Origin of the sequence: Eubacterium sp. SB2, from assembly GCF_001244405.1 — a bacterium.
Taxonomy (GTDB): domain Bacteria; phylum Bacillota; class Clostridia; order Lachnospirales; family Lachnospiraceae; genus Faecalicatena; species Faecalicatena contortus_B.
Window position 1 is genome coordinate 885,203 of sequence record NZ_LN865153.1, and the last position, 18,874, is coordinate 904,076.

Sequence of the window (18,874 nt, forward strand, 5' to 3'; positions counted from 1 at the left end):
CTCTATTTCGTAATTACTGTTTTTCCGTCCACTACTCTTACTTTATCATTCGCAATCAAATCGATTGCCATGGGCAGGATCTTCCACTCTGCCTGTTCCATCACTCTGCGCTGCAGAATCTCCGGGGTGTCCCCCTGCTCTACTTCTACCGCCTTCTGCAGGATGATGGGCCCCGTATCCGTCCCTTCATCTACAAAATGCACCGTGGCGCCGGCTACTTTTACGCCGCGCTCCAGGGCTGCTTCATGTACCTTCAGCCCGTAATAACCTTTTCCGCAGAAAGCCGGTATCAGAGACGGATGAATATTGATCATGCGGTTCTTATATTTTGCTGTCATAGCCGGAGGTATGACAACCAGGAATCCGGCAAGTACAATCAGGTCGGGCTCATATGTATCTACCGCCTCCAAAAGCTTTGCATTAAACACCTCTCTGGATTCGTAGTCTTTGGGTGATATACAGCAGGCGCTGATTCCATTCGCACTGGCACGCTCCAGAGCACGGGCATTTTTATTGTTGCTGATCACACCCACGATCTCCGTATTCGATATAGCTCCGCCTTTGACACCGTCGATCACCGCCTGCAGATTAGTCCCGCCGCCTGACACCAGAACAACGATCTTTAGCATAAGGTAACTCCTTTTTCTCCGGCTTCAATCCGGCCGACTACATACGGATCTTCCCCGGCAGCCTGAATGGCCTCCATAGTCTTATCCACATCCGCCTCGTCCACTGCCATGATCATGCCGAGTCCCATGTTAAACGTATTGTACATCATCTGCTCTTCAATCTCGCCGTCCACGGATAACATATGAAAGATCGGCGGAATCGGATAGCTGTCCTTTTGGATCACCGCGCGGGTGTCATCCTTGAGCATACGCGGAACATTCTCGTAAAATCCGCCGCCTGTAATATGGCTGCATGCCTTAATTGTTACCCCTGCCTCTTTGATGCTGCGCAGTGCCTTTACATAGATCTTTGTCGGTACAAGGAGCGCTTCTCCCAATGTCTTTCCAAGGCTGTCATAATATGTATCCAACGCCTCTCTCTTCATGTTAAATACATTTCTCACAAGAGAGAATCCATTGCTGTGAACACCTGAGGACGCCATGCCGATCAGCACGTCTCCGGCCTTCAGGTCTTTGCCTGTGATCAGGTCTTTTTCATCTACAATGCCCACTGCAAAACCAGCCAGGTCATACTCATCTACCGGATAGAAGCCCGGCATCTCCGCCGTCTCCCCGCCGATCAGGGCCGCATTGGACTGCTTGCATCCCTCTGCCACACCGCTGACGATGGTTGCAATCTTCTCCGGTTCATTCTTGCCGCATGCAATGTAATCCAGGAAGAATAAGGGCTCCCCTCCTGCACAGGCAATATCATTGACACACATTGCCACGCAGTCAATGCCGACTGTGTCATGTTTATCCAAAATAAAAGCCAGCTTCAGCTTTGTACCTACACCGTCAGTTCCGGATACCAGTGTCGGCTTCTCCATATTTTTAAACTTCTCCAGGGAAAATGCGCCTGAGAACCCGCCCAGATTCGTCAGTACCTCTGATCTCATGGTCTCCTGCACATGCTTTTTCATGAGCTCCACTGACTTATAGCCAGCTTCTATATCAACACCCGCGTTCTTATAATCCATATTATTTTTCTCCAATCTGCCGCTTCTATTTATTTTCAAGGTATGCTTCGTATCCGATTTCTTCCAGTTTGGCTGCTTTTCCCTGCACAGTCTCCTTCATCTCAACGGAGTATGCTTTCAACTTGTCCAGAAGCGCCTCGTCCGAGGTAGCCAGGATCTTTGCTGCCAGGATTGCTGCATTCATTCCGCCGTCGATAGCCACAGTTGCAACCGGAATTCCCGGCGGCATCTGTACGATTGAAAACAGAGCGTCCTCTCCGCCCAGGTTCTTCCCTGACATCGGCACGCCTACGACCGGCATAGGGAACAGCGCTGCGCACATCCCCGGAAGGTGTGCCGCCATACCTGCTCCTGCAATGATTACCTTAATTCCTTTACCCTCTGCGGCCTTCGCCCACTCGAAAAATACATCCGGCTCGCGGTGTGCTGAGATAATGGTCATCTCGTAATCAATTCCCAGCTTCTCCAGCATACTTGCAGCCTTACTCATAACCTTCAGGTCAGAGTCGCTTCCCATTACTATTCCTACTTTTGGCATGTCTCTTCCACCTTTCTCATTTTGTACGCTTCCGTATCTGTTCCATGCGAGCAGATACGCTCTTTAATTAAAGGGCTCGTTGAGAGCCTCTGTTCCTTCAAGTACGAACCTGCCATCCTTCAATAGTATAATATCATTTCCTTCTTTTGTCACTACACTTATTTCTTCTAACTCTTCATAAGGTATGGTTATATCTGTGTGGCACTGGAAATATGCCTTTGCCACGTCTTCTTTTCTCAGCATAGAGACTGTGTTGTCTTTTGCCACGATTTCCTTGCCGTTCGGATTATACACACGGATGTCCTCGCTCCAGCTGTAACAGGTGTCTCCCACTGCAAAATGAGGTCCCATTTTTTCCGCAATCAGTATGGGCATTTTGTCTTCAATCCCGTACTTCTTCGCCGCCACATACGCCGTCGTGTTGGTGCCGATTGCAAATTCTCCGAGGGGCAGGGTCTTGTGGTTATGGAGAATATTTTCATAGATATACGTGCTGTTATCTTCCTCATTCTCAAAGTTCGTGCATGTGTAATCTGTTATCATGCCGTCTTTGAATGTAATCTTCAGGTTCAGATACTGCAGTTCATTCAGATAGACACATCCCACATGCAGGACACCGTTTGTTCCCTCCAGTACCGGTGAGGTAAATACTTCGCCGACCGGAATGTTGACATCGGCCACGCAGTTCTCGAATATGGTTTCCTTCTCCGGGTCTGTCAGGCGCCGCAGCTGCACTGTCAGATCCGTCTGGTTCTCTCCTTTTCCAAGAATGCGGACACACTCGCCCTGATCCAGGGCATCAATCATAACCTGCTGGACTTTTTCATAAAGCCCGGCATCCAGTGTGTTGATGCGGATCACTTCATCAAAAATGGCCGCATAATCCTCCCCGATCTCGGGAACCGGATAAGCAATTATAGTAAAACTTCTCTCTTCCCCTTTGATATATTGGTTTGTCATCTGACCGGACTTGCTGTCAAAGAGAAGGGCCAGGGAACGCTGTGCCTCACTGCAGCTTACTGCCTCCGGCTTCGCCTTTGGAGAAAATGGCTTCTCCCCGAAGATTTCCATCACGGCCGGGCCTGCAAACTGTGCGGCCTGCTCTTTATTCTTTTCATAAGTATTTTTAATGACATCCAGCTTCCGCTCGATGTAGCGCTTGTCCATAAATAATGCCTGATCATGGCGGTGGTCGTATTCATACTGCTTGTTGGCAATGGCCCCGCAGTACCCGATCTTCAGATGTTCCCTCTTGGTTATAACACTGGAGGATGCCCGGTAAATCACCGGCTTAAGCCCCATTTTTGCGAAATTTTCAATAGCAAGCTTTACGACCTTTTCAAATCCGAGAGAATAGCGGATATTGACCACTGATTTTATGGACAGATCCTTTCCGGTGTTGATAAATCCGACACGGTACCCCTCCGTATACACATCCGCCATCTTCCGCAGAGTCTCTTCGGGCAGCCCGTTCAGATGCCTGGCTGTTCCCAGCTCATTTTCCGTAATGTATTCTCCAAAGCGGTACAGATACCTCTCGTCATCCAGATCCGCTCCCATTATGATATCCGCCGCAAAGGAATAACAGGGACAAATCTGTTCCTCAATCCGGTCTGCCAAAAACACGTCACAGTAATCGCTGGCATACCAGTAAATCATGTCTTTCAGTGTTTTATATTCCGGCAGTTCTTCAGCTTCAAAGCTGTTATAAATTTCAATAAACAGTTCATTCTGTATGGTCAGATAATCCAGGCGGTTCTCAAAAACAAAAGGAATTCCGCCCCGCAGCTCTGTGTACAGGAGACTCAATAACTGCCCGTATTCTTCTCCCAGCTGCTTTACCGCATATGCCGGATCCGCATAACTGTGCCCGTAATTTTCCTCCAGAATATCCGCGTACAGCGCCTGGTTGATATCCTGCATCTGCCTGAGGCTTAAGTGCCCCCATTCTCCACTTTCGATCAGCTGCCGCACGTCCTCCAGCTGAAGCAGGAATGCCGCTGTTCCTTGAAAAAAGGGCCGGAAAGCCCCGCCAACCGATTCTTCCACGGCCACCCTTCTGATCCTGTCTATTGCAAGCTCATGCCGTTCTCCGAACTCACTGTTTCTTTCTGCCTTCCATTCTTTCTCTTCCATATTACATTAGACCTCCTAAAAATATCGCTGCCAGGCCCAGCAGAATTACGATATTTCCCGCCATGCCTGCTTTACAGGTTATATAACGCTTTTCCCGTTCCCGCATTCCTTTTACCGATGCCCGGACTCCAAGCGCCGCCAGCACGATAGCGACAATGCCCAGTCCTCCGATCAGCCCGAATGTATTGCCGCGCATGACAAACGCCGCCAGAATGCAGATCAGAAGGATGGCAAGCGCGCCTCCCGCAAAGACGCAGGAATAGATCCCCATACGGGAGTGCTTGAACTTGGCCTGCCCGTATTTTCTGGAACCCCGCTTCTTGCGGTCCTTTTCCTTCTGTCTGTCTTTAGTACTTTTTGCCATGCCCATAATGCCTTCTCCTTATCGTATTGCAAATTGAGAACAAAATATATCCCAGCACGCCGCCAATCGTGTTCAGCAGAAGATCATCCACATCAAAGCTGCCTACCTTTGTCAAAAGCTGGAAAACCTCCACGCACAGGCTCAGGCCAAAGCTGTAAAACAGTGTCATAAAAAAACCTCTGGCCCTGCTCGCCATGGAAATAAAAAACCCGAAAGGCATGAATATAAGAATATTTCCGAATAAATTAGTGAATACCGCGAAGGCTCCCAATTCTTCCCGGTATTCGATGAATCGCTTTATCTCTTTGAATAGTACTAAATTATACTGGTATTCCCTTGAAACACCAGTCCGCCCGTACCAGTCTGAAAAGATCAGAAAATAAAGGAGAAAGAAAATGTAAAGAACAAACAACACTTTCCCCAGGGTACGGATCTTTTTTACTTGTTTCTGGCTCAAAATTTTACCCCTTTAATTTACTGAGTACTCTCGGTTAAAATGTAATCTGATTCTTGTTTTTCAGAAGGCGGGCGCCATTAATAATAGAAATAATTCCCGCTGCCACTCCTGTCACAATCATAATGATCCCCAGCACGATGCTCCCCACACCTGCGCTTTGCATAGTCTTGTAGGCTTTTTCCATAATACTACCTCCTTACTTTACGCCATATTGCTCGTAATATGCATCAATTGCTGCTTTTAATGTGTCATCTATGATGATTTTTCCTTTGTAAGGTCTGTTGTACAGGTGCTCTACAACCTCGGCCATCGTCACGATTGCCGTCGTCTCCAGCCCGTATGTTTCCTGAATCTCAGCCAGCGCGCTCTTGGTTCCCTGTCCCCGCTCCATGCGGTCTACTGAAACAACAAGCCCGATTGGGGATACGTCTCCCTGTGCTTTGATAATCGGCAGTGTCTCCTGAATGGAAGTTCCCGCAGTAGTGACATCCTCGATAATCACAACCTTGTCCCCGTCCTGCATCGGGCTGCCAAGCAGGATTCCCTTGTCCCCGTGATCCTTCACTTCTTTTCTGTTTGAGCAGTAGCGGATCTCTTTTCCGTAAAACTCGCTGATAGCCATCGTTGCAGCCACGGTCAGCGGGATTCCTTTGTATGCCGGTCCGAATAAAACATCAAAATCAAAGCCAAACTTCTGCTCAATTGCCTTTGCGTAATATTCACCTAACTTTCTCAGCTGTGTACCTGTGCGGTAAAATCCTGTATTTACAAAAAAAGGCGTCTTCCTGCCGCTCTTTGTTACAAAATCTCCGAATTTCAGAACCTCACAGTCGATCATAAACTCAATAAATTCCTGCTTGTACTGTTCCATATGTTATTAACCTCCGTATTTGCAGGGCTTGCTGCCCTCTTCATGATTTTTTAATCTCAGCCGCATGGTTTTAACTCTGCCGCTCCAGTGTTTTGAAAATTGCTCTGCGTTTTCTCATCGATGCCTTTTTCCTCAAAAGCGGAATAAGTGCAAGTAAATTTCTTTACAATTTTACCACACCTTCCATATATTTTCAATTAAGGAATCAGCGGTACGCAGAAATTAAACAGGAGCAGTTACTGTTCAGACGTTACTTTTTACATCCCAGCCAACAACTAAATCGGGAGTTAGTGACGCGCTTTAGCCGCGGCACGGATGGGGACGCTCCATGAAGGGATCGCCGGAAGGCTTTCGGCGATCCCTTCATGGAGCTGGTTCATCCGACCGGCAGGAAAAGGCACGTTCCTAAGGAGGGCCTCAAGCGGGGGAAGCTTATGGTATTGAATTGGCGTAACGCTCTTATCCCAGCAAGTTTTATAAAAAGCGATTGGCTTACTTTAAAGTCATTTGTCAATTCAGTTAAAAATATGCTTAATAACTTAGCGCTAATATAAAAGTTCCACCAATTCTGTCCCATCCGCTGCAACCGCACGGAACCCCTCCGGGGAACGAGCTCTGAACTACCGTTTGGATGCACCTTGTCATTTGCGTCCCCCCAAAAATTCAGGCTCTTAACTGCTTCATTCGGGACATGATGCCCGCAGGCTGACCGCCGTCAGTGTCTGTGCATTTTGTATCATATCCATAGGTGTTCCGGTAAATACGACCTCACCGCCGTTTTTTCCTCCATCGGGGCCTATGTCAATGATCCAGTCCGCCTGCTTCATTACATCGAGATTGTGCTCAATGACCACCAGAGTGTTGCCCCGGCATACGATGGTATCAAATAGTTTTAACAGATTCTGGATGTCTGACATATGCAGGCCTGTGGTCGGCTCATCCATTACGATTATACTTCCCTTTTTCCCCAGGTTCTTCGCCAGTTTGATTCTCTGGCGCTCCCCGCCGGACAGTGTGCCAAGCGGCTGTCCTAACTTCAGGTAGGATAATCCCACCTGCTGCATGACTTTTAGGTGCTTCCTGATTCTGGCGTCCTCAAACACTTCCATTGCCTCGGAAGCGGTCAGTCCCAGCAGTTCAACGATATTCTTTCCTTTATAAGTGCAGGCAAGCGCTTCTTCGTTATAGCGCAGTCCGCCGCATGCCTCGCATTCTGTGACAATCGGATCCATATATGCAAGCTCGGTCACAATAACACCTTTGCCGCCGCACACCGGGCAAGCCCCGGCGGAGTTAAAGCTGAACAGACCGTCCGGTTTGCCGTTTTCCTGCGCCAGCAGCTTTCTTATCCGATCAAAAAAGCCGAGAAATGAGGCCGGGGTAGACCGGTTCGTTGCCGTGATCGGCCCCTGGTCTATCATCACGATATCCTTTTCGTACTGCTTCGCAAACACCCGGGAAATCAAGGTGCTCTTGCCCGAACCGGCGACTCCGGTCACAACGGTCATAATCCCCAGCGGTATGTCCACATCCACATGCTTCAGATTATGCAGACAGGCCCCCCGGACCGGCAGGCTTCCCGACTGCCGTCGCGGTTCCTGTTTCACGGGGAGGGAACCAAGCATCGCATCGCCTGTCAGAGTACCGGACTTCAGTAAGTCCGGATAACTGCCGGCAAATACAATTTCCCCTCCATGTTGTCCCGCCTGCGGGCCAACATCTATCACATAGTCTGCAATTGATATGACATCCTTGTCATGCTCAACCACAAGAACCGTATTTCCCTTATCACGAAGCTGCTTCAACAGGTTATTCATGCGGTAAACATCGCGCGGATGCATCCCGGCGCTTGGTTCATCAAAAATATAGGTCATTCCGGTCAGACTGCTGCCCATATACCGGACCAGCTTAAGCCGCTGGGCCTCCCCTCCGGACAGGGATGGCGTATCCCGATTCAGATGCAGATAAGGCAGCCCGATCTCTATCATCCTGTCCAGCCCTTCTACAAGCGTCTGAACCAGCAGCCCTACTGTTGAATCCGTGATCTGCGTAAGGACTTCCCGAAGCTGGGTCAGCTCCATCCCACACATATCCGCAATCGAATATCCGTTTATCTTACAACTCAGGGCGGCTTCATTCAACCGTTTACCGTGGCAGTCGGTACACTCCACCTCCGTTACCAGAGTCTGCGCCTTTTCCTGGGTGTGTTTGCTTTTGCTGCTGATGTCCCGGTTTAACAGCGTTTTCGTATATTTGTGGTACAATCCGGTTACTTTCGGATTTTCCGGCTCCCCTTTTCCGTCACGGGAACCATATAGAAGAAGGTTGTACTCCTCCCGGGAATACTCCTTTACAGGCTTGTCAAGATCGAATAGCCCTGACTTTGCATACTGCTTCCAGTACCATGAGCCGGGTGCATATAACGTATCCTTAATGCAGCCTTCCTTCCACGACTTATCAGGGTCAATCATGGCTTCAATATCCACCTTTGTGATCTTTCCCAGGCCGGAACAGGTCTTGCACATTCCGTTGGGGTCATTAAAAGAAAAGTAGGACGCCGTCCCCGCATAGGGCTGTCCGATTCTCGAAAACAACAGCCGCAGGCTGGAATACAGTCCGCTGATCGTTCCCACCGTTGACCGCGCATTCCCGCCCAGGGGAGACTGGTCTACTACCACAGAAGCGGTTAGATTATCAATTCGTTCCACAGCCGGTTTGGGATACTTCGGCAGCCTGGACCTAACAAATGCCGGATAGGTAGCGTTCATCTGCCGCTGCGATTCGGCGGCAATGGTATCGAAAACGATGCTGGATTTCCCCGAACCGGATACTCCGGTAAACACCGTGATTTTTTCTTTTGGGATCGTAAATGTAACATGTTTCAAATTATTTTGAGTAAGCCCATGAACCATGATATCTTCCATATAATTACACCTCTTTTAATCAGATTATAATAGGAAATAATGGGCTTTCCTTAGAGCGTGTACTTGCACACAAATCTACGGTTAAACCACAAAATAAAGTATATCATAATAAAATTAAGATAGCCACCGTCCATTTTTTATCCTGCACTGTATGGGATCTTCAGGATTCCATTGTATTCCCCCTACTCTTCTGTCTCAAAAGTTACTTCTGTGGTGCCTCCTGTTTCCTTACTGCTATTTGCGTTATTTTCCCCGGATACCTCCTGTCCAGTCCCGGAAATGCCCTGCGCCGCTTCTTCCTGTATCAAAACATTTTTATTGTTTTCGCAGGTACGCCCCCCACCACAGTATTCTCAGGTACATCTTTTGTGACCACTGCCCCGGCAGCGATGACCGCGCCGTCACCAATACTGACTCCCGCCAGAACAGTTGCATTTGCCCCTATCCAGACATTTTTACCAATAGAAATGGGCGCTGGTATCAAGTCCGCCCTATATTCCGGATCCAGATTGTGGTTCAGAGTCGCAAGCACCACATTGTGCCCGATCAAGGAGCCGTCGCCGATGGTAATTCCTCCCTGATCCTGGAATTTGCATCCCGCATTAAAAAACACATGTTTCCCGATGGTCAGGTTCTTCCCACAGTCCGTATAAAAGGGCGGAAATAAACAAAAGGATTCATCTATCGGTTTTCCTGTCAGCTGCTCCATAATCGCCCTGATTTCTTCCGGCGTGTGGTGACTTCCATTTAGTTCCGCCGTCAGGCGCAGAGCTTCCTGTGACAGGCAATGCATCTTCCTGCTGACGTCCGACTTAGCAGGTATATATTTTCCACTGTCCATATATTCTATAAATTCTTTTACGTCTATCATTTTTCAATCTCCATTTTCGTTATAATTTCAGTTAAGCCGGCGTCCCAGACAAAGCCCTGTCACCGGACACTTATTCTGTTATGCTTCCTTTCCCATCTTTTTTCCTCTCATTTTTTATTTAACAACGGTCTGCCCGGATCCTGAACTTATCATTTATTGCAGAGCACCTCGTATATGTTTTTTCAAGATTGTGAGTATATCGCTGCTATTCACAGGGCCGTGAATAGCAGCGATATATCTGCTCTGTGTATAGTATAAATCAGTCGCATGATAATAACAAATACTTATATTTAATCAATCTGTATAGTTGAAAGCTATTTATCTTTATGCTAAACTAAACAAACTAACCGAACTACATACAAGACCAATACCTTGTGACCATCGTCAAATGAATAAGTTATTATTTAGGAGGTCATCATATGGAACTAAGAGTTCTGCAATATTTTCTTGCAATTGCAAGGGAACAAAGTATCGTCCGGGCTGCGCAGTCACTGCATCTTTCGCAGCCAACACTTTCTACCCAGATTAAGAACTTAGAAGAAGAACTTGGTAAGCAGTTACTGATACGCGGCACAAAAGGCTCGCGTAAGATAACGCTTACTGAAGAAGGTATGATTTTACGAAAACGTGCCGAAGAGATCCTAGATTTAGTAGAGAAAGCAGAAAAAGAGGTTACCTTTACCGATGATATTGTTATGGGTGATATTTATATCGGTACCGGCGAGACAGATGCGGTACGAATTTTAGCGAAAACTGCCAGAGCCTTGCAGAATACGTATCCCGGCATTCACTACCACATTTCCAGCGGCAACTCCACCTTCGTAATGGAACGCCTGGATAAAGGTCTGCTGGACTTCGGCATCATATTTGGGACGGTTGATTTGACGAAATACAATGCTCTCAGATTGCCGGCAAAAGATGTCTGGGGAGTTCTAATGCGAAAAGATTTCCCCCTTGCATCAAAAAGTGCAATATCGCCTCAGGACTTATGGGATAAACCATTGATCATCTCCCAGCAGGAAGACAAAGGCGGAAAACTGCTCCAATGGCTAAAGCATCCGGAGTCTGATTTGAACATCGTCGCCACTTATAATCTTATTTTTAATGCCTCCCTGCTTGTAGATGAAGGGCTGGGATATGCCATTGGTTTTGACAAGATCATCAATACTTCCGGAAATAGTAACCTCTGCTTCCGTCCACTAAAGCCCGGGCTGGAGGATGAAATGAATATTATTTGGAAGAAATACCAGATATTTTCTAAGCCTGCCGAGAAATTCATAGCCAAACTGCAGGAACTTTTAAATACGGATGGAATTTGACTATTTTGTATGCAAAGGGGTCTGCCCCTTCTGCAGAGGGTTCTGCTCCCTTTGCAGAAGGGGCAGGCCCCTCCTTTTATTTAACGATTCCCACCATCTCACTAAGGTTCTCGATGTGATATTTTTCCATATACCGTTCAATCCCCTCTACAATTTCAACGGTAGCCGCCGGATTGAAAAAGTTGGCTGTTCCTATGGATACAGCCGCAGCGCCTGCCAGGATGAACTCAATAGCATCCTCATAAGTAGCAATTCCCCCCATTCCGATTACCGGAACTTTTACGGCATTGGCCGCCTGATAGACCATGCGCAGGGCGATGGGCTTTATCGCAGGCCCCGATACGCCCCCTGTTTTATTGGCAAGGGCAAATGCCTGTTTATCGATGTCGATCTTCATACCTGTCAGCGTATTGATCAGGGAGAGTACATCCGCCCCGCCTGCCTCTGCCGCTTTTGCCGTCTCTGTGATGTCTGTCACATTCGGGCTCAGTTTCATAATAACAGGCTGCCTGGCACGTTTTTTCACTTCTCTCGTAATGTCCTCGACAGCTTTTGGATTCTGTCCAAAGGCAATACCTCCCGCTTTTACGTTCGGGCAGGAAATATTGATTTCCAGAAGATCTACCGGCTCATCTGCCAGCCGCTCCACAACTTCACAATATTCTTCCGTTGTCTTTCCGCATACATTTACAATAATCTTAGTGTCAAACTTCTTTAAAAACGGAATGTCCCGCTCGCAGAAGACATCAATCCCCGGGTTTTGAAGTCCGATTGCGTTCATCATGCCCCCATGCGTCTCTGCGATTCTGGGTGTTGGATTTCCCGGCCACGGTACGTTTGCCACGCCCTTTGTTACCACCGCGCCGAGGCGGTTCAGATCTACAAACTCGCTGTACTCTTCCCCCGAACCGAAAGTCCCGGAAGCCGTCATGACCGGATTCTTCAATTCCACACCGGCAAGGTTCACTGTTGTATTCATTAGATTTCCACCTCCGTCGCTAAGAATACCGGCCCATCTTTGCAGACACGCTTATTGTGTACATGGCTGTGGCCATCGATCTCTTTTGACTGACATACGCATGCCAGGCACGCCCCGATTCCGCAGGCCATACGCTCCTCCATAGATACATAGCATACGATATTATTTTCTTCGGCATACTGCTTGATTGCCCGGAGCATGGGGGACGGTCCGCATGCGTATATAATCTCCGCAGCAAGCGCATTTTCGGCAATGGCATCCATGACATTTCCCTTTGTTCCCGCACTTCCATCCTCTGTGGCAATATACAGGCGGCCCTGATGTTTGAATTCCTCTGTCAGAAACTGCTCGTCACGGTATCCCATGACCATCACCTTTTCACCAGGCATCTGCTTTGCCAGCTCCAGCATGGGCGGCACACCGATACCGCCTCCGATTAAGACGGCTTTTCTGCCCGCCGCTTCATTGACAGGAAAACCATTTCCCAGAGGACCCAGAATATCAATCCGGTCTCCCTCCGATAGTTTAGAGAACTGTTGTGTCCCTGTACCATCTCCGGTTACACGGTATACAACACGGATCTGATTCTTCTCTTTCTCTATCTCACACAGGCTGATGGGGCGGGGCAGCAGCTTACTCCCGTCCTTTGTATACATAGAAATAAACTGACCAGGCACTGCCAGAGTCGCAATCTTTTCTGTCTGTATCCACATACTGTAGATATCTGCGGCGATACACTGCTGAGATACAATCAGGGCCGATTCTTTTTGTTTATTAGACATTCTTTTACTCCTTTTCCGTAGCAGCTCAGACAGGACTGAACTGTTACCCTTTTATGGACAGCACCCATTATTTCAGGGCCTGTCACTTTTGTATTACTTCCATATCTTTCTGCCTATCTGCCTTGTAAAGCTCCCTGAATATCTGCTGTCATCGCTTCTACCGCAGCCCTTGACGCATCCCCAAAGTTTTCTGCGCTATATGCCGCATAGGCCTCCTGCTTATATGCTGCGATAATACCGCGGGAAGAGTTCACAATTGCGCCCAGCCCGTCCTCATTAAAGAAGTGAACCAGATCCTTGCCCTGCCCTCCCTGAGCACCGTATCCCGGCACCAGGATATAGGCTTTCGGCATCACTTTACGGAGCACTTTTCCCATCTCCGGATAAGTAGCGCCCACTACCGCACCGATATAGCTGTATTCTCCGCCCATGCACTGTGCGCCCCACTCGGCAACTTTTTCACCGACCAGCTCGTAAAGCGGCCTGCCGTCAATCAACTGATCCTGGAACTCACCGCTGGACGGATTGGAAGTTTTCACAAGAATAAACAGGCCCTTTTTCTCAGCCTTACATATGTCTATAAAGGGGTTCACGCCATCGGAGCCAAGGTAGGGATTCACGGTCGCAAAGTCCTCATCAAAGGGCAGATATTCCCTGCTTCCCACCTTCACTTTACCAAGGTGACCCACGGCATAGGCTGCAGAAGTAGAGCCAATATCGCCCCGTTTAATATCCCCGATCACGACCAGGTCTTTTTCCTTACAGTAATCGACCGTCTTCTTAAAAGCCATCAGTCCCGGAACGCCAAACTGCTCATACATCGCAATCTGAGGCTTCACAGCCGGAATCAGGTCATACGTCTTGTCCACTATCTCCTTATTAAACTGCCAGATCGCCTCCGCAGCCCCTTCCAGAGTCTCACCAAACTCCTCAAAAGCACGCTTCTGGATATGTTCCGGAATGTAGTTCAACATGGGATCCAGTCCGACCACGATCGGAGCGCCCGTCTTCTTAATCTTACTTACCAGCTTGTTAATCATGAAAAAACCTCCTCAATTATCTGAATGTTCTGAAAATGATGAGCAAAGGGGTCAGACCCCGGTGCACCGGGGTCTGACCCCTTTGCCCTCCGTTTTTTATCTGGTATATACAATTCGTCCATCAACGATGGTACAACATACCTCTCCCTTGACCGGATATCCATCAAACGGGGTGTTCTTCCCCTTAGATAGAAACGTATTTTTATCGATTCTGTATTCTGCAGAAGGATCAAAGATGACAATGTCTGCGGTCTTTCCCTCAGACACAGAGCCTTTGTCCTCCAGGCCCAGTATCCGGGCCGGATTATAACTCATCTTCTCGACCATCTGCATGATTGTCAGAACGCCCTTTTCGACCAGCTCTGTGTATGTCAGGCAGGCGGATGTCTCCAATCCGACGATCCCGAATGCGGCTTTTTCCATGGGGAGATTTTTCTCTTTTTCCGCATGGGGTGCGTGATCGGTAGAAATCACATCCATGATGCCGCTTTTCAGCCCTTCTCTCAGAGCTTCTACATCCTCCGGTGCACGCAGCGGCGGATTCATCTTATATTGTCCGTGATTCTCGCGGATGTCTTCTGTAGACAGAATAAAATGATGCGGGCATACTTCCCCTGTTACCGGCAGCCCGTCTTTTTTGGCCGCGGCTATCATTCTGACGCTGTCCGCCGTGGAACAATGGCAGAGGTGCAGGCGCACTCCTGTCTCCTTCGCCAGAAGAATGTCTCGGGCTACGATGACATCTTCAACGGCATTCGTAATTCCCTTCACTCCAAGTGAATCCGCCTTGGACCCGGCATTCATAACGCCGCCTTCTACCATCGTAATGTCTTCGCAATGTGCAAAAACAGATATATTATTTTCTTTGGCCAGTTTCATCCCTTTTCGGTACAAAGAGGCATTCATGACCGACCTGCCGTCCTCACTGATCGCATGGCATCCGGCCTCCGCCATTCCTTTGATATCCGCCAGTTCCTTTCCGGCTTCTCCTTTTGTAACAGCCCCAAGCTGGATCACATGAACCGGAGATTCTTTTGCAGCTCTTTGATGTACGTCTGCAACCATCTCTTTTGTGTCCGTTACGGGCTTTGTATTCGGCATCGCGCACACCGTGGTCACTCCGCCCCTGGCCGCTGCCCGGCCGCCTGTCTCCAGTGTTTCTTTATGGGTCAGCCCGGGATCGCGCAGATGCACATGCAGGTCTATGAAGCCAGGCATGACGTAACAGCCTGATGCATCAATCGTCTGATCCGCAGTGTCCCGGATATCTTTTGCAACTTTCACGATCTTGTCACCTTCTGTCAGAACATCACTGATACCGTCCAGTCCTGTCAGAGGATCTAATACATGTCCGTTTTGAATCAAAAGTTTCATATAGTCTTGTCCTTCCTATCAATAATTGCTGCAATACTGCATACGGATTTATAATACCACAAACGGCGCAGAGAGTACAATCCTTGTCTACACATGGAACTTTTTATGCATCTCTTCCCGGAATTCTTTTCCTTTAAATATAACAAGGGCCGCCAGAAACAAAAAGCACGCCACCACACAGATGGAACACACAAGCTGGAACTTCACCACGCCAGTCAGCAGCAGAATCAGCGGGAGCAGTACCCCGTACCCGGCTGCCATCACAAAATAGATCATATATTCTCTTGCCGTGTTCCTCTGCACCTTTGTAATAATAAACATAGAAAGCAGTATCACCATACAGACAGCCGGAAGCACATAATCCACAGACCATCCATGCCAGCCCGTAAAAACATCCCACAAAATACAGCCCACCGAAACGATAATCAGCTGCCACATAGCATTCTTCATCAGGTTATACCGCTTCACAAAACCAATCGCCAGAGCCAGCCACATACTGGCAATTCCGGCCGCCGTAAAAATAGGCCAGCGGATATCCGGATGAAAATTAAAGTCAGCGGCCACAAAGCCTACCGCTGCTGCCAGGCACAGAAAAGAGAAAAAGCGGAAAACCTTCAGCTCCATCTTTCCCGGCACGTCTGGCTGCGGGAATTCCGGTTCTATCCTCTCCACAGTGATTCCCTGTTCCTTAAGTATCCGGTAAAAGTTTCTCTGAATATTCAAAGTATCGAACCTGGATGTAAATCCAAGAGAAAGCTTGTCTCCAAAAGAGCACATACACAACTCCAGTTTAGGTGTACTTGTATATACTCCGAAGCGTTCTATATAAGGCTCATATTCCCCCGGCATCCTGACTGCACTCATATTGGAAAAAATAGCCGTCACATCCCGCTCCGCATATCTGGCTCCGGCCCGAATGCCCAGATTCTTTAGTTCCAGAGGCGCCAGCCTGAGAATAGGGTGCATCTCCAGGGCGATCAGTTCATTCATATGTTCCGCCACACGCTCCGTCGTAAGCTCCTCTGCGAAATATTCCTTTACACGCCCCAGTACAGCCTCAAAACTCCCCTCTCCGGTTCCAAAATGATATCCCGGTTCAATCCAGTTAAAGAAATTCAGCATGGAATCAGAAGGGAAAAACTTCCGCAGATTTACAGGCACCATCAATACAACCGGATGGTTCTCCTGCTGTTTGGACATTTCCTGGTGAATTGCCATCAGAAAAACACTTGTCAGAAATACGGTCATAGATACTCCGAGTTCTCTCGAGCGTCCAAGCACCTCTTTTACTGAGACCACCGCCTCATTCACCTGGAGCCGCCCGATTTCCTTCCTGGGTTTTTTCAGCTGATGCGCTTTTGGTTTTTTTACCTTCTTCTTTTTTACTTCTGTATAATACTGTGAAAAGCTGTCGCTCTCCTGATCCTGGATCGTGACGTTCTCATCTAAAAGAGGAACATCCGCAAGCCCCTCCTCTTTGTGGGTTATATACAAATAATTCTTCACAAGCTCTTTTAAGAATTCTGTAGCGCCCGTCCCGTCTGTCAGCGCATGAAACACTTCAAAATTAATCCTGCGTCCATAGTAGGTCACTTCAAACAACAGCGATTTTTTATCCCGCACATACAGGCAGCTGCACGGTTCCTTGTACTCTTCACGCACTACAGGCCTGAGCCTGCTCTTTTCCAGGTAATGCCAGAACAGCCCCTTGCGCATAACTGATAAAAATACGGGATACGTAACAACCGTTCTGTCCAGCGCCTCCTGAAGCCGCTCCCCGTTTATCTCCTCCTTCAAAACACAATAGAACCGGAACACCCTGGTGTCCTTTTTATTACTCGTAGCTGAAAATAATTTTGCCGCATTATCCAGCTTTCTCCAATACGCCCGTTTCTGCTGCACACTTTACACCCCCTGAGCTGGTTCATATCCCAAAAATTCATTAATCCGGTCAAAGCTCTCCTGCACATGAAAGTTTTTGATGCCCAGGGCAAAATAGCCGTGCAGGGCATCCTTGATCCTGCAGATCTCCACCTTGTTGCCGGCCGCCTTCAGCTTCTCCCCATATGCCTCCCCCTCATCTCTCAGGGGATCATATTCGGCCGTAATTACAAGCGTATCCGGCTGATTTGTCAAGTCTTCCGCCAGTATCGGTGCAAAGTAAGGATTTCTTTTGTCCTCCTCGCATGAAGCATAAAGTTCAATATAATCCCGCATCTTTCCCGCTGTAAGCAGATAATCCGTCCCGTTCTCCCGCACGGACTCAAATGGCGAATTCTCTGTATAGTCGCTGTTGACTGCCGGATAGATCAGCACCTGGCGCCTGGGAAGGAATTCGCCCCTGTCCCTCGCCAGAAGCGACAGCGCAGCCGCAAGATTTCCTCCCGCGCTGTCTCCGATGAGCGTAATATCCTCCGGATTTACATTCAATATAAACCGTTTCGTAAATACAGCCCTTGCCGCTGCATAACAGTCCTCCAGACCAATCGGAAACCTATTCTCCGGAGCCAGCCTGTAATCCACAGAGACCACGACATGCTCCGTGGCATTGGCAAGCCTGGCGCAGATACGGTCATAATTATCCACACTCTCTGTCACCCAGCCGCCGCCGTGGATAAGCAGCATCACCTTATGCAGGATCGGGCCTGTATTCTTAAAGGCCTTTTCATTTGGGAAAAATATCCTCGTAGGCACCTCGTACCCGTCGTTATAAATCTTATAGTCAATCTTCTTATAAAAAATCTTCATCGGATCCAGCCTCTTCAGATCCGCCAGATGCCGTGAAGCCTCCACTTCAATTCCATCAAAAGAAAGCGCCTTTAGTATCATTCTTGCCGTATTATTAATCGCCATTCATCTCTCCTATCGCACCCGGCCGAAACTGCAGGAAATTCTGCAGCTGCCTGAGGCATCCTTTGTTTTCTATTATTATAAGTGAAGACTGGAAGAATCACAATAGTATTTGTGAATGCGCTATCGGGAGTTGGCGACGAGCTTTGGGCTTGGCGCGGATGGGGGGACGCTCCATAAAGGGATAGCCGAAAACCTCCCGGAGAACATCCATGTCCTTTCAAAAACGCGGCCACGGACCTAAGAAATTCTAGGCGGGAAACAGCCCTGAAAATGGAGCACCACTGACACATCACGAGAAATCCGATGATTTCTCGCGCTGGGTCAGCTGATTTTTGGATTCGGAATCCAAAAATCTCTCCATTTTCAGGACTGTTTCCCACCAAGAATTTCTAAGGTCCGCTTTGAGCGTTTTTGAAAGGACATGGATGTTCTCCGGGAGGTTTTCGGCTATCCCTTCATGGAGCTGGCGCATCCAACCGGTAGGAAAAAGCTCGTTTCTAAGGAGGGGCCTCAAACGGGGGCAGCGTATGGATATAGAATTGGTGGCACTTTTATGTCCCCAGTAGGTGTAAAAAGCAAGGGGATACGCTTCCGGTATCAAAATAATTCAATACGCATCTTGAAGATGAAAAGACACGCATAGCCAATCCACATCCGCTGCCCTGGTCCGGGATCCCACCCGGTTGGCGAGCTCACCTGCCGATTGGATGAGCCAGCT

17 protein-coding genes are annotated in these 18,874 nt (G+C 48.4%); 1 reads left to right on the forward strand and 16 read right to left on the reverse strand.

All coding sequences use genetic code 11. The annotated features are described in order from the left end of the window. Nucleotides 1–2 precede the first annotated feature (2 nt). The 10 genes from purN to BN1938_RS16305 all read right to left on the reverse strand — a co-directional run bounded on the left by purN (nt 3) and on the right by BN1938_RS16305 (nt 9,779). Entirely contained in the window at nt 3–629 is a 627-nt protein-coding gene (purN, locus tag BN1938_RS16255) for a phosphoribosylglycinamide formyltransferase (protein ID WP_050641587.1), read from the reverse strand. Beyond that, the gene (gene purM, locus BN1938_RS16260) at nt 623–1,648 is read right to left on the reverse strand and encodes a phosphoribosylformylglycinamidine cyclo-ligase (protein ID WP_050641588.1); all 1,026 of its coding nucleotides are present in this window, start codon (nt 1,646–1,648) and stop codon (nt 623–625) included. Before purM ends, purN begins: the two co-directional genes overlap by 7 nt. A 25-nt stretch (nt 1,649–1,673) precedes the next feature. After that, nucleotides 1,674–2,186 carry a 5-(carboxyamino)imidazole ribonucleotide mutase gene (gene purE, locus BN1938_RS16265; protein WP_050641589.1) on the reverse strand — a complete coding sequence of 171 codons (513 nt, stop codon included), beginning with the start codon at nt 2,184–2,186 and terminating at the stop codon, nt 1,674–1,676. A 63-nt stretch (nt 2,187–2,249) separates the two neighbouring features. After that, entirely contained in the window at nt 2,250–4,322 is a 2,073-nt protein-coding gene (locus BN1938_RS16270) for an aminopeptidase (protein WP_050641590.1), read from the reverse strand. 1 nt (nt 4,323) lies between these two features. Next, on the reverse strand, nt 4,324–4,692 hold the full coding sequence (locus BN1938_RS16275; protein ID WP_082203037.1) for a DUF6142 family protein: 369 nt from the start codon (nt 4,690–4,692) through the stop codon (nt 4,324–4,326). Then, a complete protein-coding gene (locus tag BN1938_RS16280; RefSeq protein ID WP_025654990.1) occupies nt 4,670–5,143 on the reverse strand; it encodes a VanZ family protein in 474 nt (157 codons plus the stop codon). The genes BN1938_RS16275 and BN1938_RS16280 overlap by 23 nt, the downstream gene beginning before the upstream one ends. Nucleotides 5,144–5,177: 34 nt before the next feature. Beyond that, nucleotides 5,178–5,327, reverse strand: a complete 150-nt coding sequence (locus tag BN1938_RS23720; RefSeq protein ID WP_025654989.1) for a hypothetical protein — start codon at nt 5,325–5,327, stop codon at nt 5,178–5,180. Nucleotides 5,328–5,339: 12 nt separating this feature from the next. Beyond that, nucleotides 5,340–6,014, reverse strand: coding sequence for an orotate phosphoribosyltransferase (gene pyrE / locus BN1938_RS16290; RefSeq protein ID WP_050641591.1), 675 nt, complete (start codon nt 6,012–6,014; stop codon nt 5,340–5,342). A 680-nt stretch (nt 6,015–6,694) separates the two neighbouring features. Beyond that, nucleotides 6,695–8,938 (reverse strand): ATP-binding cassette domain-containing protein, encoded by a 2,244-nt coding sequence (locus BN1938_RS16300; protein WP_050641593.1) that lies wholly within the window; start codon nt 8,936–8,938, stop codon nt 6,695–6,697. A 304-nt stretch (nt 8,939–9,242) separates the two neighbouring features. Then, the gene (locus BN1938_RS16305) at nt 9,243–9,779 is read right to left on the reverse strand and encodes a sugar O-acetyltransferase (protein ID WP_369794806.1); all 537 of its coding nucleotides are present in this window, start codon (nt 9,777–9,779) and stop codon (nt 9,243–9,245) included. Nucleotides 9,780–10,228: 449 nt separating this feature from the next. Here BN1938_RS16305 and BN1938_RS16310 point away from each other — a divergent pair, with 449 nt between their 5' ends. Further along, nucleotides 10,229–11,128: a LysR family transcriptional regulator gene (locus BN1938_RS16310; protein WP_050641595.1), complete on the forward strand. Its 900-nt coding sequence runs from the start codon at nt 10,229–10,231 to the stop codon at nt 11,126–11,128. A gap of 76 nt (nt 11,129–11,204) precedes the next feature. Here the strand turns inward: BN1938_RS16310 and BN1938_RS16315 are convergent, their stop codons facing one another. The 6 genes from BN1938_RS16315 to BN1938_RS16340 form a co-directional block, all read right to left on the reverse strand. Further along, nucleotides 11,205–12,107, reverse strand: a complete 903-nt coding sequence (locus BN1938_RS16315; protein WP_050641596.1) for a dihydroorotate dehydrogenase — start codon at nt 12,105–12,107, stop codon at nt 11,205–11,207. Continuing rightward, complete coding sequence (locus BN1938_RS16320) at nt 12,107–12,889, reverse strand: dihydroorotate dehydrogenase electron transfer subunit (protein WP_050641597.1); 783 nt, start codon at nt 12,887–12,889, stop codon at nt 12,107–12,109. Before BN1938_RS16320 ends, BN1938_RS16315 begins: the two co-directional genes overlap by 1 nt. A 113-nt stretch (nt 12,890–13,002) precedes the next feature. Next, nucleotides 13,003–13,929: an orotidine-5'-phosphate decarboxylase gene (pyrF, locus tag BN1938_RS16325; RefSeq protein WP_050641598.1), complete on the reverse strand. Its 927-nt coding sequence runs from the start codon at nt 13,927–13,929 to the stop codon at nt 13,003–13,005. A gap of 96 nt (nt 13,930–14,025) precedes the next feature. Next, nucleotides 14,026–15,303 carry a dihydroorotase gene (locus BN1938_RS16330; RefSeq protein WP_050641599.1) on the reverse strand — a complete coding sequence of 426 codons (1,278 nt, stop codon included), beginning with the start codon at nt 15,301–15,303 and terminating at the stop codon, nt 14,026–14,028. A gap of 87 nt (nt 15,304–15,390) precedes the next feature. Then, on the reverse strand, nt 15,391–17,205 hold the full coding sequence (locus tag BN1938_RS16335; protein ID WP_050641600.1) for a DUF6320 domain-containing protein: 1,815 nt from the start codon (nt 17,203–17,205) through the stop codon (nt 15,391–15,393). A 3-nt stretch (nt 17,206–17,208) separates the two neighbouring features. Next, nucleotides 17,209–18,156, reverse strand: a complete 948-nt coding sequence (locus BN1938_RS16340) for an alpha/beta hydrolase (RefSeq protein WP_050641601.1) — start codon at nt 18,154–18,156, stop codon at nt 17,209–17,211. Between the last annotated feature and the right edge of the window lie 718 nt (nt 18,157–18,874).